12 protein-coding genes are annotated in these 15,941 nt (G+C 64.2%); 8 read left to right on the top strand and 4 right to left on the bottom strand.

The annotated features are described in order from the left end of the window. Window positions 1-5: 5 nt before the first annotated feature. Both IE00_RS10855 and guaB read right to left on the bottom strand, forming a co-directional pair. A complete protein-coding gene (locus IE00_RS10855) occupies window positions 6-1,247 on the bottom strand; it encodes an Hsp70 family protein (RefSeq protein ID WP_072297141.1) in 1,242 nt (413 codons plus the stop codon). Window positions 1,248-1,359: 112 nt separating this feature from the next. Next, a complete protein-coding gene (gene guaB, locus IE00_RS10850) occupies window positions 1,360-2,808 on the bottom strand; it encodes an IMP dehydrogenase (protein ID WP_072297140.1) in 1,449 nt (482 codons plus the stop codon). Window positions 2,809-3,057: 249 nt separating this feature from the next. On the opposite strand from guaB, the gene IE00_RS10845 reads away from it, so the two are divergent. From IE00_RS10845 to metH, 8 genes are all read left to right on the top strand, one after another. Then, window positions 3,058-4,176: an OmpP1/FadL family transporter gene (locus IE00_RS10845; protein ID WP_240493858.1), complete on the top strand. Its 1,119-nt coding sequence runs from the start codon at window positions 3,058-3,060 to the stop codon at window positions 4,174-4,176. 130 nt (window positions 4,177-4,306) lie between these two features. Further along, window positions 4,307-5,170 carry an ATPase gene (locus tag IE00_RS10840; protein ID WP_072297138.1) on the top strand — a complete coding sequence of 288 codons (864 nt, stop codon included), beginning with the start codon at window positions 4,307-4,309 and terminating at the stop codon, window positions 5,168-5,170. Window position 5,171: 1 nt separating this feature from the next. Beyond that, on the top strand, window positions 5,172-6,098 hold the full coding sequence (gene metA, locus IE00_RS10835) for a homoserine O-succinyltransferase (RefSeq protein ID WP_072297137.1): 927 nt from the start codon (window positions 5,172-5,174) through the stop codon (window positions 6,096-6,098). Between the two features lie 2 nt (window positions 6,099-6,100). Next, the gene (gene ppk2 / locus IE00_RS10830) at window positions 6,101-6,979 is read left to right on the top strand and encodes a polyphosphate kinase 2 (protein WP_072297136.1); all 879 of its coding nucleotides are present in this window, start codon (window positions 6,101-6,103) and stop codon (window positions 6,977-6,979) included. Between the two features lie 63 nt (window positions 6,980-7,042). Continuing rightward, entirely contained in the window at window positions 7,043-7,786 is a 744-nt protein-coding gene (locus tag IE00_RS10825; protein WP_072297135.1) for an SDR family oxidoreductase, read from the top strand. Window positions 7,787-7,881: 95 nt separating this feature from the next. Further along, window positions 7,882-8,919, top strand: a complete 1,038-nt coding sequence (locus tag IE00_RS10820; RefSeq protein WP_072297134.1) for an extracellular solute-binding protein — start codon at window positions 7,882-7,884, stop codon at window positions 8,917-8,919. A 135-nt stretch (window positions 8,920-9,054) separates the two neighbouring features. Then, window positions 9,055-10,098 (top strand): homocysteine S-methyltransferase family protein, encoded by a 1,044-nt coding sequence (locus tag IE00_RS10815; protein WP_240493856.1) that lies wholly within the window; start codon window positions 9,055-9,057, stop codon window positions 10,096-10,098. After that, window positions 10,091-12,805, top strand: a complete 2,715-nt coding sequence (gene metH / locus IE00_RS10810) for a methionine synthase (protein WP_072297133.1) — start codon at window positions 10,091-10,093, stop codon at window positions 12,803-12,805. The genes IE00_RS10815 and metH overlap by 8 nt, the downstream gene beginning before the upstream one ends. Window positions 12,806-12,847: 42 nt before the next feature. Here the strand turns inward: metH and betA are convergent, their stop codons facing one another. After that, the gene (gene betA, locus IE00_RS10805; protein WP_072297132.1) at window positions 12,848-14,515 is read right to left on the bottom strand and encodes a choline dehydrogenase; all 1,668 of its coding nucleotides are present in this window, start codon (window positions 14,513-14,515) and stop codon (window positions 12,848-12,850) included. Continuing rightward, window positions 14,502-15,941 (bottom strand): betaine-aldehyde dehydrogenase, encoded by a 1,440-nt coding sequence (gene betB / locus IE00_RS10800; RefSeq protein ID WP_170864137.1) that lies wholly within the window; start codon window positions 15,939-15,941, stop codon window positions 14,502-14,504. The genes betA and betB overlap by 14 nt, the downstream gene beginning before the upstream one ends.

Here is a 15,941-nt window from a genome sequence, read left to right as displayed (position 1 = left end):
GGCGCTCAGCCGCGGTTCGCCGCAATCGCTAGCCCGTCGGCGACGGCGGTGAAGACCTCGGAAAAGCTGTGCTGCGCGTCTGGAAACAGCGCCCGCATCCGGTCCGACACCATCGTCATCAGGCTGGACCCGCCGACATAGATGACCTGACCCACCTGATCCGCCCGCAACCCGGCCATGCCCAGCGTCACCTGAGCGCCCTCGGACAACTGATCGCCATGACGCGACAGGCTGTCGTCCAGATCCTGCGGCGTCAGGGGGGCCGACAGGCCGAGCTGGATCATGTCCAGCATGATGCGCGGATCATCCTGCCCGCCATTCGCCGCAATCTTGCCCCGTTCGGTCGCGAAGGCCAGGTCGTGGCCCAGCTCATCCTCCAGCACGGTGGCAAGACGGGACAGCTTCTCCGGCTCCTGCGCCAGGCGGACCATCTCGGCGACCATGCGGGTGTTCTGGGGGGTATAGACGAAGGGGATCTTTTCCCATGTCGCAAGGTCGTTAAAGATCGCGTTCGGCGTGGGCGAGGTGCCATCGCCCATGACCTTGCGCAACACCGATCCCTTGCCCAACAGCGGCATGACCCGGTCGATGTTGATGGCACGGTCGAAATCGGTGCCGCCGATCCGCACGCCGTGATTGGCCAGGATCTCGACCCCATTCGCCCCCGACCGGAACAGCGAGAAATCCGACGTCCCGCCCCCCACGTCGACGATCAGGCCGATGCCCCCCGACTGGTCCAGCGCCCCGCTGGCAATGGCTGCCGCCTGGGGTTCGGGCATGAAATCCACATGGGTGAAACCCGCCGCCAGATAGCAGGCGCGCAGATCCTGTTCGGCCTGCGCCTCTCGTGGGTCGTCCTGGCCGTGAAAGACCACGGGGCGGCCCGACAGGACGCGATCAAAGGTCAGGCCGGTCTCGGCCTCGGCGCGTGTCTTGATCTGGTTCAGAAAGCGACCGATGATATCGACGAAGGTCACGCGCTCGTGCAGGATCTGACGCTTTTCATGCATCAGGCTGGTGCCCAGCACGCGTTTCAGCGCGCGCATGAAGCGGCCCTCGACCCCGTCCAGCAGGGCTTGGTTGGCGGGTTCGCCGATCAGCGTGCGGCGGGTTTCCTGGTCGAAGAAGAAGGTCGTCGGCATCGTCATCTGGCCGGGACCCATCGGGATCATCCGCGGCCTGCCATCGACCAGATAGGCCGCGGCCGAGTTCGAAGTCCCGAAATCAATGCCGATCGCCTGTGCCATGACCACATCCTGTCAGTAAAGGAAGGGGGGCTTTAGGCAGGGCATGGGGGCTTGTCAAGGAAACCCGCCCCCGGTGGTGGCATGGGCCGTCACCGGGGGCGGGGGAAGTCGATCAGCCAGCGCGGTAATTGGGCGATTCCCGCGTGATCTGGACGTCGTGGACATGGCTTTCCTTCAGGCCCGCCCCGGTGATGCGCACAAATTCGCAATTCTTGCGCATTTCGGGAACGGTGGCGCAGCCGGTATAGCCCATGGCCGCCCGCAGGCCGCCGACCAGCTGGTGGATGACATTGCCCGCCGGACCCTTGTAGGGGACCTGACCTTCGATCCCTTCGGGGACCAGCTTGTCGCTGGCCGCGTCCTTCTGGAAATAGCGGTCGGCCGAGCCGCGCGCCATGGCGCCCAGGCTGCCCATGCCGCGATAGGACTTGAAGCTGCGGCCCTGGTACAGGATCACCTCGCCGGGGCTTTCATCGGTGCCCGCGATGGCGCTGCCGACCATGGCGCAGCTTGCGCCCGCCGCGATCGCCTTGGCGAAATCGCCCGAAAACTTGATGCCGCCATCCGCGATGATCGGGATGTCGCCCGCAGCGGAAGCGGTATCCATGATCGCCGTCAGCTGCGGCACGCCCACGCCCGCCACGATGCGGGTGGTGCAGATGCTGCCCGGCCCGATGCCCACCTTGATGGCGTCGGCACCCGAACCGATCAGGGCACGGACGGCCTCGGCGGTGGCGACGTTGCCCGCGACGATCTGGACGTCGCCCGCGACCGCCTTCAGGCGTTCGACCGCACGGGCAACGCCTGCGGAATGGCCATGCGCGGTGTCGATGACGACCATGTCCACGCCCGCCTCGATCAACGCCATGCTGCGCTCGAAGCCCTCGTCGCCGACGGTGGATGCGGCGGCGACGCGCAGGCGGCCCATCTCATCCTTGCAGGCCAGGGGGTTCAGCACGGCCTTTTCGGTGTCCTTCAGCGTCAGCAGGCCCGTCAGCTTGCCTTCGGCATCCGTGATCAGCAGCTTTTCGATGCGGCGCGCCTTCATCAGGCTGATCGCCTCGGCGCGGTCGGCCGGTTCGCGCAGGATGGCCAGGTTCTGATCACTCATCATGGCACGGACGGGGGTGCGGGCATCGTTGGCAAAGCGCATGTCGCGGTTGGTGACGATGCCGACGACGCGACCTTTTTCATCCACCACCGGAAAACCGGTGACGTTATAGCGGTCCTGGAACGCCTTGGCGTCGGCCAAGGTCTGGTCGGGCGTCAGGGTGATCGGGTTATAGACGATGCCGGATTCGAACCGCTTGACGCGGCTGACTTCGCCCGCCTGCTGTTCGGTGGTCAGGTTGCGGTGGATGACGCCCATGCCGCCCGATTGTGCCATGGCGATGGCCATCCGGCTTTCCGTGACCGTATCCATGGCCGAGGACAGAAGCGGGATGTTCATCCAGATGGACCGGGTGACATTCGTGGTCACGTCAGCGGTCGACGGCATCACCGTCGAGGCGGCCGGAACCAGAAGAACGTCGTCGAATGTGAGAGCCTCACGAATCTGCATGGGGGTGTCCTTGCGGCAATTTCGTTTGGCAGTTTCCACTTTCACGGGCAGCCCGCTTTGTCCAGCCCGAAGACGCATCAATCTGCGTTGCCGAACTGCCACCACTGCATCGCGATGGATGACGCGAACGTCACGTCAAGTGGACCCGTCAATTGATTCGCAACCATGCTGTCGTAATGTTGATTCGGGCTTGCGCGCCCTCAAGGGGAGGAAACTATGAAAATCGCAACATCGGGAATCGCTGTTCTGATGCTGACTGCGTCCCAGCTGGTTGCCGGCGGGATCGAACGTGCACCGCAATCACTGAACGCCCTGTTCGAAGAGGGCAATTATGTCGAACTGAGCTTCGGCGGCGTCGACCCCACGGTCGAGGGGACCGATATCGCCGGTTTCGAAACGGGCGATGTGGCGCAGGGCTATGGCTTTGTCGGCATGGCCTACAAGCATCAGTTCACGCCGGAGTTTTCGGGCGCGATCATCATCGAACAGCCCTTCGGTGCCGACATCCTCTATCAGCCGGCCACGGATGGCGGTTCGCCCGTGTTGGGAGGCACGAGGGCCAAGGTCGACAGCACCACCTTCACCGCGCTTGGCCGCTACAAGATGCCGAACAACTTCTCTGTCCATGGCGGTATTCGCGGATCGCGCGCCGATGGTCAGGTGACGCTGAACGGTTTGGCCTATGGTCCGGTCGGCGGTTATAACGTCGATCTGGACAAGGATACCGGCATCGGCTGGGTCGCCGGCGCGGCCTGGGAAAAGCCCGAGATCGCGGCGCGCGTGTCTTTGACGTACAACTCCAAGATCGAGCACAAGTTCGACACCACCGAAACCGGTCCGCTGATCGATCCCGACGGCCCCGGTCCGATCCCGGCGGTGCCGCTGCTGGACGGCACGTCGAACACCAGTGTCGACACGCCCGAAAGCTGGAACCTGGAATTCCAGACCGGCGTCGCACAGGATACGCTGGTCTTCGGTTCGATCCGTTGGGTCAACTGGAGCGAATTCCGCGTCGATCCGACGAATTTCGTGACCGTCACCGGCGGCGGCCTGGTGGATCTGGAGGATACCACGACCTATACCCTGGGCGTGGGGCGCAAGTTCACCGAAAGCTGGTCGGGTTCGGCCTCCTTCGTCTATGAAAAGGCGGGCGATGATCTGGTTTCGCCACTGGCACCGACGAATGGTCGCAAGGGTATCACCCTGGCCGCGATCTATACCCAAGGGGCGATGAAGATCTCGACCGGGATCAACTATTCCAAGCTGGGTGACGCGACCCCCGAAACCGGCACGCCGGACACGGCGCGCGCACAGATGGAAGACAACCACCTGTTCGGCGTGGGTGTCCGCGTCGGCTACAGCTTCTGATCCGTCCGGCCTGACCATCACGGCCCCTTCCGACTGGAGGGGGCCATTTTTCATGCCCGCGGAACCCCCGGGTCTTTCCCTTCGTCCATGCCCGGTTTAGCTAGGGCCTTGCGCAACCAAGGGACGGCAGATGATCTATCGCAACGCAGAAGCCTGGCGGGCGACCGCTTCCAGACGGATCGTGCTGTTCGGGATGTCGGGCCTGGGCAAGACCTATCTGGCCTCGATGCTGCGCGAGACGGATGACTGGTTCCACTATTCCGTCGATTACCGCATCGGCACCCGTTACATGGGCGAATACATCGCCGACAACTTCAAGCGCGAGGCGATGAAGGTCCCCTTCCTGCGCGAATTGCTGATGTCGGACAGCGTCCACATCTCCAGCAACATCACCTTCGACAACCTGGCGCCGCTGTCCACCTATCTGGGCAAGCCTGGCAGCCCCAGCCGCGGCGGCCTGCCCTTCGAGGATTACTGCCGCCGCCAGAACCAGCACCGCCGCGCCGAGATCGCATCCTTGCTGGACACGCGCCATTTCCTGGATCGCGCGCAGGACATCTATGGCACGCCGCATTTCATCTGCGACACCGGCGGATCGATCTGCGAGGTGGTGGACCCCGACGACCCGCAGGACCCGGTCATGAATGCCCTGACGCGCGATTTCCTGATGGTCTGGATCAAGGGCAGCGACGCCCATACCGCCGAACTGGTGCGCCGTTTCGACCGTGCCCCCAAACCGATGTATTACCAACCGCAATTCCTGGAAAAGGCGTGGATCGCCTATCGCGTCGAAAAAGGGCTGGAGGAGGAACAGGTCAATCCCGACGATTTCATCCGCTGGACCTATGCCCGCGCCCTGGCCCACCGCCAGCCCCGATACGAGGCGATGGCGCGGGGCGGCGTCACCATCCTGGCCGAGGAGGTGGCGCAGATCCGCACGCCCGACGACTTCCAAGACCTGATCGCCACGGCCATTTCACGCAAGGACGCCTGACATGCCCATCACCCTGAACGAGAACCTTCCCGCCTATCGCATCCTGTCCGAGGAAGGGGTGATGGTGATGTCTCCGGGGCGGGCCGCGACCCAGGACATCCGTCCGCTGCGCATCGGGCTTTTGAACCTGATGCCCAAGAAGATCCAGACCGAGAACCAGTTCGCCCGCGTGGTGGGCGCCACGCCCCTGCAGATCGATTTCCAACTGATCCGCATGTCGGACCACGAAAGCCGCAACACTGCCGCCGACCACATGGAGAGCTTCTATCGCCCCTTCCGCGAGGTCGAGGCCTCAGGCGAGAAATTCGACGGGCTGATCATCACCGGCGCGCCCATCGAACATCTGCCCTTCGACCAGGTCAGCTATTGGGACGAACTGACCCGCGTCTTCGACTGGACGCGGACCCATGTGCATTCGACCTTCGGCGTCTGCTGGGGCGGCATGGCGATGGCGTGGTATTTCCACGGCCTGCCCAAGCATATCCTGCCCGCCAAGGCCTTTGGCTGTTTCGCCCATCAGAACCTAGAACCGTCGTCGCATTACCTGCGCGGCTTTGCCGACGAGGTGCTGGTTCCCGTCAGCCGCTGGACCGAGGTGCGGCAGGAAGACGTCGATGCCCGCCCCGACCTGACCACCCTGCTGGCCAGCCCCGAGGTGGGACCCTGCCTTCTGTCGGACGCCAAGCGGCGCGGGCTCTATGTCTTCAACCATTTCGAATATGACAGCACGACGCTGAAGGACGAATTCGACCGCGACATGCAGGCCGGCAAGCCCGTCACCGTTCCCGCCAACTATTACCCGCAGGACGATCCCGCGCGGGTGCCGCTGAACCGCTGGCGCAGCCACGCGCATCTGCTCTACGGTAACTGGATCAACGAGATCTATCAGACGACGATGTATGACATGTCGCGTATCGGAGAGGAATGAGCATGGCGGACCCCCAACTGCCCTATGTCGGTCAGATCACCGCCTATCTGGAAGGCAAGGCCCCCAAGTCTATCCGCAAGCAGATCGGGGATGCCGGCGCGAACGACATCATGGACCAGGATTTCCCCTATCGCGACATGATGGACAAGGGCGAGTACGAGGACCGGATGGAGAAGCTGCAGCTGCAGCTGATCCGCATGGTCCATGACACAATCGCCACCGGCAAGCGCATCGTCGTCCTGTTCGAGGGGCGCGATGCGGCGGGCAAGGGCGGCACCATCGAACGCGTGCGCGAAAACCTGAACCCGCGATCCACCTATATCGTGGCCCTGCCCAAGCCCTCCGAACGCGAGGCGGGCCAGTGGTATTTCCAGCGCTATGTGTCCCACCTGCCCGGTGCGGGCGAAATGGCGCTGTTCGACCGCAGCTGGTACAACCGCGGTGTCGTCGAACGGGTCTTCGGCTTTTCCACCGATCAGCAGCGCAACGCCTTCTTCCGCCAGCTGCCCAGTTTCGAACAGATGCTGGTCGATGACGGGGTGATCCTGGTCAAGCTGTGGCTGAACGTGGGCCGCGCCGAACAGCTGCGCCGGTTCCTGGACCGCGAAAAGGACCCGCTGAAGCAGTGGAAACTGAGCGGGATCGACGTGCAGGGCCTAGCGAAATGGGACGACTATACCACCGCCATCCGCGACACGCTGAACCTGTCGCATTCGCCCATCGCGCCCTGGACGGTGATCCGGTCCGACGACAAGCGTCGCGCGCGCGTGGCCGCGATCCAGGCCATCCTGAACGCGGTCGATTACGCGGGAAAGGACCCCGAGGCCATCGGCCAGATCGATCCGCAGATCGCGGGCGGGCCGGACCTGCTGCGCGACTGAGCCTCTTGGCCTTTGACGGGCCGCATGCCAGAAACCCGCCCAGGGATCATCTGGGAGGATATCATGGACCTGTCGAACAGCCGCGCCATCGTCACGGGCGGCGCATCCGGCCTGGGTGCCGCCACCGCCGCGCATTTCCGCAAGATGGGCGCGCAGGTGACCGTGCTGGATCTGGACCACGCCGGCGAAGCCGCGGCCACCGCCATCGGCGCGGGCTTTGCGCAGACCGACGTGACGGATGAGGCCAGCGTGGCGGCTGCGCTGGACCATGCGGTCGGCCTGATGGGCGGCATCGACATCTGCGTGAACTGCGCGGGCATCGCCACGGGGGAAAAGACCCTTGGCCGCGACGGCCCCCACGGCCTGTCCAGCTTTCGCCGCACGGTCGAGATCAACCTGATCGGCAGCTTCAACGTCCTGCGCTTGGCCGCAGAACGCATGGCCCTGAACGACCGGCCCGAAAACGGGGTGATCGTGAACACCGCCTCGATCGCGGCATTCGACGGACAGAAGGGCCAGGCGGCCTATGCGGCGTCCAAGGCGGGGATCGCGGGCATGGCCCTGCCCTTGGCGCGTGATCTGGCGGGCCAGCGCATCCGCGTCTGCGCCATCGCGCCGGGCATCTTCGGCACGCCGATGCTGAAGGGTCTTCCCCAGGACGTGCAGGACAGCCTGGCCGCCGAGGTCACATTCCCCAAGCGGCTTGGCGATCCCGATGAATATGCCCGCATGGCCGCCTTCATCGTCGAAAGCGAATACATGAACGGCGAGGTCATCCGCCTGGATGGCGCATTGCGGATGCGCTAGGCAGCGATGTCCCCCGCCTTGCGCGAAAAGCTTGCGCGGGCGGGGGGTGAAGGCTAGCGTTCTGGCATAACCGATGAACTGAAAGGCCAGTTTTCATGCGCTTGCTGACCACCACCATCCTGGCCGCGGCCGCTTTGCCCGCCTATGCCGCGGATCCCCAGCTGACCGTCTTTGACTGGGCCGGCTTCGAAGAACCCTCGATCTTTCAGGGCTATGTCGACAAGCACGGCGACAGCCCCACCTTCGCCTTCTATGGCGATGACGACGAGGCGTTCCAGAAGATCGCCTCGGGCTTTCGGGCCGATGTCGTCCATCCCTGCAGCCAGATGGTCAGCAAGTATCGCGATGCAGGCCTGATCGAGCCCTGGGACACCGCCAAAATCCCGAATTTCGACAAGATAGACGAACGCTTCCTGGATTCCGAGGTGTTCCGCGACGATCAGGGCGTCTGGTTCATCCCGACCGACTGGGGCGCGACCGCCATCGCCTATAACAGCGAAACGGTCCCGGCCGAGGATGTCGCGACGCTGGAGGTGTTCACCGACCCCAAATACCAGGGCCGAACCTCGCTGCCCGACAGCTCGGACGACGTCTGGGCGCTGGCCTATCTGGCGACGGGCACCACCGACTGGACGGATGTGACGGACGAACAGTTCGCCGCCGCCGCGGAGTGGCTGCGCAAGGCGCATCAGAACGTCGCCGCCTATTGGGCCGATCCGTCCGAACAAGCCCAGCTGATGGCATCGGGCGCGGTCGATGTGGCGTGGTCGTGGAATGACGGCGTCGTCTATCTTCAGGAAGACGACTATCCCGTCGGCTTCCAGCGTGAAGCGAAGGAAGGGTCGTCGACCTTCTTCTGCGGCTTCGTGAACGTCAAGGACGGCCCCGGAGACGAGGAGCGCGCCTATGACTTCATCAACGCCTGGCTGGAGCCTACGGCAGGCAAGGCGCTGCTGGACACCATCGGCTATGGCCACACCTCGACCGAGGCGATGGAGACGATCAAGGACGAACCCGCCGTGGCCGAGGGCCTGGCCGAGATCGACGTCCCCGTATTGGCCCAGACCCCGAACGACCCCGAACAGCGCCAGAAGCAGCTGGCCGAGTTCGAAAAGATCAAGGCCGGCTTCTGATCACCGAACTTTCGGCAGCGGGTTCGCCCGCTGCCGAAACGACTTGAGCCGAATTCATTATCTTGTCGAAAACTATGAATTTGCTGCCATGGCATCGGGCGTCTATAGAACAGGCTTCTGATGAAAGGCGCGATCATGTCCGGCAAGCTTCCCCAATCCGATGCCTTCGCGGTCCTGAACAAGGCTGCGTCCGAACGCATCCTGATCATGGATGGCGCGATGGGCACCCAGATCCAGTCCCTTGGTCTGGCCGAGGATGACTATACCGGCCGCGGGTCGGGCCATGTCTGCCGCCACCATTCCGATCATCCCCAGCAGGGCAACAACGACCTGCTGATCCTGACCCAGCCCAAGGCGGTCGAGGAAATTCATTTCAACTATGCCATGGCCGGCGCCGACATCGTCGAGACGAACACCTTTTCCGCCACCACCATCGCCCAGGCCGATTACGGCCTGCAGGAGGCCGTCCACGACCTGAATGTCGAAGGCGCCCGCGTCGTGCGCCGCGCGCTGGACCGGGCAACGGCCATCGACGGACGCCCGCGTTTCGTAGCGGGCGCGATCGGGCCCACAAACCGCACGGCATCGATCAGTCCCGATGTGAACGACCCCGGTTTCCGCGCCGTGACCTTCGACGACCTGCGCGTCGCCTATCTGCAGCAGGTGCGCGGGTTGATCGCGGGCGGGTCCGACATCCTGCTGATCGAGACGATCTTTGACACCCTGAACGCCAAGGCCGCCATCTTTGCCTGCATCCAAGCGATGGAGGAGCATGGCCGCGCCCTGCCCCTGATGATCTCGGGGACCATCACCGATGCCTCGGGGCGCACGCTGTCGGGGCAGACGCCGACGGCCTTCTGGCATTCGGTCCGCCATGCGCGGCCCTGGACCGTGGGGCTGAACTGCGCGCTTGGCGCGAATGCCATGCGCCCGCATCTGGCCGAACTGTCGGGCGTGGCCGACACGCTGATCTGCGCCTATCCCAATGCGGGTCTGCCCAATGCCTTTGGGCAATATGACGAAGACCCCGACGACATGGCCCCCCAGATCGCCGATTTCGCGCGCGAGGGTCTGGTCAACGTGGTCGGCGGCTGCTGCGGCACGACGCCCGACCATATCCGCGCCATCGCCGAAACCGTCGCCGGTTTCGCCCCCAGAAAGGTGCCCGCCTATGTCTGATCGCATGCTTCGCCTGTCCGGCCTGGAGCCCTTTGTCCTGACCCCCGACATTCCCTTCGTGAACGTGGGCGAGCGCACGAACGTCACGGGCAGCGCGCGGTTCCGCAAGCTGATCAAGAACCGCGACTATGCCACCGCCCTTGAGGTTGCGCGCGATCAGGTCGAGAACGGCGCCCAGATCATCGACATCAACATGGATGAGGGTCTGATCGACAGCAAGGCCGCCATGGTCGAATACCTGAACCTGCTGGCCGCCGAACCCGACATCGCCCGCGTGCCCGTCATGATCGACAGCTCCAAATGGGAGGTGATCGAGGCGGGCCTGCAATGCGTTCAGGGCAAGCCGATCGTCAATTCGATCAGCATGAAGGAAGGCGAGGATCAGTTCCGCCATCAGGCGCGCTTGTGCCTGGCCTATGGCGCGGCCGTCGTGGTCATGGCCTTTGACGAACAGGGCCAGGCCGACACGGCAGCGCGCAAGATCCAGATCTGCGAACGTGCCTATCGCATCCTGGTCGATGAGGTCGGCTTCCCCCCCGAGGACATCATCTTCGACCCGAACGTCTTTGCCGTGGCGACGGGCATCGAAGAACACAACAATTACGGCGTCGATTTCATCGAAGCCACCCGCTGGATCCGCCAGAACCTGCCCCATGCGCATGTGTCGGGCGGCGTGTCGAACCTGTCCTTCAGCTTCCGCGGCAACGAACCCGTCCGCGAGGCGATGCATGCCGTGTTTCTGTACCACGCCATTCAGGCGGGCATGGACATGGGCATCGTCAATGCGGGCCAGCTGGCGGTCTATGACCAGATCGACCCCGACCTGCGCGAAGCCTGCGAGGATGTCGTCCTGAACCGCCGCGACGATGCCACCGACCGCCTGCTGGAGGTCGCAGAACGCTATCGCGGCGAGGCCGGGGCCAAGGGTCGTGAAAAGGATCTGACCTGGCGCGAATGGTCCATCGAAAAGCGTCTGGAACATGCGCTGGTCAACGGCATCACCGAATATGTCGACGCCGATACCGAAGAAGCGCGCCTGCAGGCCGAACGCCCGCTGCATGTGATCGAAGGTCCGCTGATGGCGGGCATGAATGTCGTGGGCGACCTCTTCGGCGCGGGCAAGATGTTCCTGCCGCAGGTGGTCAAATCGGCCCGCGTGATGAAGCAGGCCGTCGCCGTCCTTCTGCCCTATATGGAGGAGGAAAAGCGGCTGAACGGTGGCACCGAACGTCAAACCGCCGGCAAGATCCTGATGGCGACCGTCAAGGGCGACGTCCACGACATCGGCAAGAACATCGTCGGCGTCGTTCTGGCCTGCAACAATTACGAGGTGATCGACCTTGGCGTCATGGTCCCCGCGCAGAAGATCCTGGAGGTCGCAAAGGCCGAGAATGTCGACGCGATCGGCCTGTCGGGGCTGATCACGCCCAGCCTTGACGAAATGGTCCATGTGGCCGCCGAAATGCAGCGCGAAGGCTTCAACGTTCCGCTGCTGATCGGGGGGGCCACGACCTCGAAGATCCACACGGCGGTCAAGGTCTCGCCGCGCTATGTTGCGGGTCAGGCGGTCTATGTCACCGATGCCAGCCGCGCGGTGGGCGTGGTCTCGGACCTGCTGAGCCCCGAACGCAAGGGCGCCTATGTCGAGGGAATCCGCAAGGAATATGCCGACGTGGCCGAACGCCACGAACGCGCCGAGGCCGCCAAAAGCCGCCTGCCCCTGGCCACCGCCCGCGCCAATGCGTTGCAGATCGACTGGTCTGCCTATCAGCCCGTCGCGCCGCAATTCACCGGTGCGCGCATCGTCGATGACTGGGATCTGGCGCAGATCGCCCGCTATATCGACTGGACCCCCTTCTTCCAGACATGGGAGCTGAAGGGCGTCTATCCGCGCATCCTGGAGGACGAAAAGCAGGGCGAAGCGGCGCGCACCCTCTTCGCCGAAGCCCAGGAGATGCTGGCCCGCATCATCGAGGGCAAGTGGTTCAAGCCGCGCGCCGTGGTGGGCTTCTGGCCTGCCAATGCGGTGGGCGACGACATCCGCCTGTTCACGGGCGATGATCGCCAACAGGAACTGGCCACCCTGCACATGCTGCGCCAGCAGGTGACCAAGCGCAATGGCCGCCCGAATGTCGCCCTGTCCGATTTCGTGGCCCCGACGGGCGCGGACCACGTGGGCGGCTTCGTCGTGACCGCCGGCCCCGAAGAAGCCGCGATTGCCGCCGACTATGAAAAGGCGGGGGATGATTATTCCTCGATCATGGTCAAGGCGCTGGCCGACCGCATCGCCGAGGCCATGGCCGAGATGCTGCATGAACGCGTCCGCAAGGAATATTGGGGATATGGCGCTGACGAGACGTTCGAACCCGCCGAACTGATCGCGGAACCCTATGCGGGCATCCGTCCGGCGCCGGGCTATCCCGCGCAACCGGACCACACGGAAAAATTGACACTTTTCAGGCTGTTGGACGCAGAAGCTGCAACGGGGGTGACCTTGACCGAAAGCATGGCCATGTGGCCCGGGTCATCGGTATCGGGGCTCTATATCGGGCATCCCGACAGCTATTATTTCGGCGTCGCCAAGATCGAGGAAGACCAGGCCCGCGACTATGCCGCCCGCAAAGGCATGTCGCTGGAAGAGGTCGAGCGTTGGCTGGCCCCGGTCCTGAACTATACCAAGCGCAAGGCCGCCGCCGACGCGGCATGAAAAAACCCGCGTCCCTTTCGGGGCGCGGGTTTCGTTTCGGCCTCAGGCCCGGGCGATCTGGTCCGGGTCTTCGCGCAGCATCGTCCGCCCCAGGATGTGATCGGCGGCCTTTTCACCGGTCATGATGGACGGCCCGTTCAGGTTGCCATTGGTGATCCGCGGGAAGATCGAGCTGTCGACGACGCGAAGCCCTTCGACCCCGATCACGCGCAGTTCGGGATCGACAACGGCCATGGCATCGTCGGCCGCGCCCATCCGGCACGAACCGCAGGGGTGATAGGCCGATTCCGCATGTTCGCGGATGAAGTCGTCGATCTGCTGATCGGTCTGGACATCATCACCCGGCTGGATCTCGTCGCCCCGGAATTCCGCGAAGGCCGGCTGGTCGAAGATCTTGCGCGTGTGGCGGACGCAGGCGCGGAACTCCTCCCAATCGCTGTCTTGGGACATGTAGTTGAAGTGGATCTTGGGGGCCACGGTCGGATCGCCGCTGGCCAGCCGGATCGTGCCGCGCGACGCCGATCGCATCGGGCCGACATGCGCCTGGAACCCGTGGCCCGACGCCGCCGCCTTGCCGTCATAGCGCACGGCCAAGGGCAGGAAGTGGTATTGGATGTCGGGATAGGCCTTGCTGTCATCGGACCGGATGAAGCCGCAGCTTTCGAACTGGTTCGATGCGCCCAGTCCGGTCTTCTGGAGCAGCCATTCGACCCCCACGCGACCTTTGCCCAGCAGGTTGTAATAGGTATAAAGCGTGATCGGCTTCAGCGATTTGTACTGCATATAGACCTCGAGATGGTCCTGCAGATTTTCACCCACGCCCGGACGGTCGACCAGCGGCGTGATGCCGTGTTCGCGCAGGTGATCGGCCGGTCCGATGCCCGACACCATCAGCAGCTTCGGCGAGTTGATCGAGCTGGCCGAGATGATGACCTCACGCTTGGCCTCGACCTGGGTGATCTGGCCCTTCTGTTCCAATTCAACGCCATAAGCCCGCTTTCCTTCAAACAGGACGCGGCGCGCCAGCCCCCGGACGACCGTCAACAGGCCGGTCTTTTTCGCGGGGCGCAGATAGGCATTGGCGGTCGACCAGCGGCGACCCTTCCAGATGGTCGCCTCCATCGGGCCGAAACCCTCCTGGTTTTCGCCGTTGTAATCGTCGGTGCGCGGCCACCCTGCCTGTTCACCGGCCTTGATGAAGGTGTTGAACAGCGGGTTCTTGCGCTTGCCGCGCGACACATGCATCGGGCCGCTGTCGCCGCGCCAGGGCGATGTCTGATCGCCCGACGGGTCGCCGTGCCAGGTTTCCATCCGCTTGAAATATGGCAGGACGTCGGCATAGTTCCAGCCCGTCGCGCCGCTGTCTTCCCAATGCTGGTAGTCCAGCGGGTTGCCCCGCACGAAGACCATCCCGTTGATCGAGGATGACCCGCCCAGCACCTTGCCGCGCGGCGTGGCCAGGCGGCGTCCGCCCAGATGCTCTTCGGGCTCGGACGAAAAGCCCCAGTCATAGCGGGCCATGTTCATCGGATAGGAGAGCGCGCCGGGCATCTGGATGAAGGGGCCGATATCGCTGCCGCCGAACTCGATCAGGGTGACGCTGCGCCCGGCCTCGGTCAGGCGATAGGCCAACGCGCAACCCGCGCTGCCGGCCCCGATGATGACGTAATCCGCGGGCGCTGCCGCGTTCGTGTTCTCAGTACGGGGCATCGACGCCTCCCATTCCGACATAGACGGATTTCAGCTGCGAATAATGTTCGATCGCAGCGGCGGAATTCTCGCGGCCCAGCCCTGAATTCTTGACGCCGCCGAAGGGCATCTCGACCGGGGTCAGGTTGTAGGTGTTGATCCAGCAGGTGCCCGCCTCAAGGCCCGCCGCCACACGGTGGGCACGGGTCAGATCCTGGGTGAAGACGCCCGCGGCCAGACCAAAGCCTGTGCCATTGGCGCGGCGCAGGGCTTCGGCCTCGTCGAAGAAGGACAGCGTGGTCATGACCGGACCGAAGATTTCGTCGGTGGCGATGGTCATGTCGTCGGTCGCGTCGGCAAAGACGGTCGGCGGGATGAAGGCACCCTCGCCCGGCCCGCCGCAGACAAGGCGCGCACCGGCGGCCTGACCGGCCTCGATGGCCTCGCGGATCTTGGCGGCCTGGGTCGGATTGATGATGGGGCCGTGATTGGTATCGGGGTCCAAGGGATCGCCCATCCTGATCGCCTTGACGCGTTCGGCCAGCCGCTCAAGGAACGGACCCTTGATGCCTTCCTGCAGGAAGACGCGCGTGCCGTTCGAACAGATCTGACCCGAGCTGTAGAAATTGGCCAGGATCGCCGCGCTGACCGCATCTTCCAGGTTCGCGTCGTCAAAGACGATCAGCGGCGACTTGCCGCCCAGTTCCATGGTGACATGGCGCATGCCTTCGGCAGCAGCGGCATAGACCTTGCGGCCCGTCGGCACCGAACCCGTCAGCGAGACCTTGGCGACATTGGGGTCGGTGACCAACGCGCCACCCACCTCACCGAGCCCCTGCACGACGTTGAAGACGCCCGGCGGCATTCCGGCTTCGATGAAGATTTCCGCCAGTTTCAAGGCACCTAGCGGCGTTTCCTCGGAAGGTTTGAAGACCATGGTGTTGCCCATGATCAGCGCGGGCGCGGCCTTCCAACAGGCGATCTGGCTGGGATAGTTCCACGCGCCGATGCCCGCGCAGACGCCAAGCGCCTCGCGACGGGTATAGGCCCAATCGGCACCAAGCGGGATGTACTGGCCGGTCAGCGTCGCCGCCAGACCCGCGAAATATTCCAGCGCCGCCGCCCCCGACGGCCAATCCGCAACCAACGTTTCCTGGATGGGCTTGCCGGTGTCCAGCGTTTCAAGGCGCGCCAGTTCGTCGTTGCGTTCCATGATGATGGCGGCTGCGCGGCCCAGGATCCGGCCGCGATCGGCGGGGGCCATGGCGGCCCATGCGGGCTGCGCCTCCTTGGCGGCCTTGCAGGCCTCGGCCACCTGATCGGTCGATGCCTCGTGCAGCGTCGCGATGGTCTCGCCGGTATAGGCATAGCGGACGGGCAGTTCCTTGCCCTGTCCTTCGACATGTTTGCCGTTGATGAACAGGCTGGCGGTCGGTTGGGCGTTCAG

The sequence above is a fragment of the Paracoccus sp. SM22M-07 genome, assembly GCF_001887735.1.
Taxonomy (GTDB): Bacteria; Pseudomonadota; Alphaproteobacteria; order Rhodobacterales; family Rhodobacteraceae; genus Paracoccus.
Note: the sequence above shows the minus strand (reverse complement) of the source record. Positions and strands in the feature narration are given on the sequence as shown.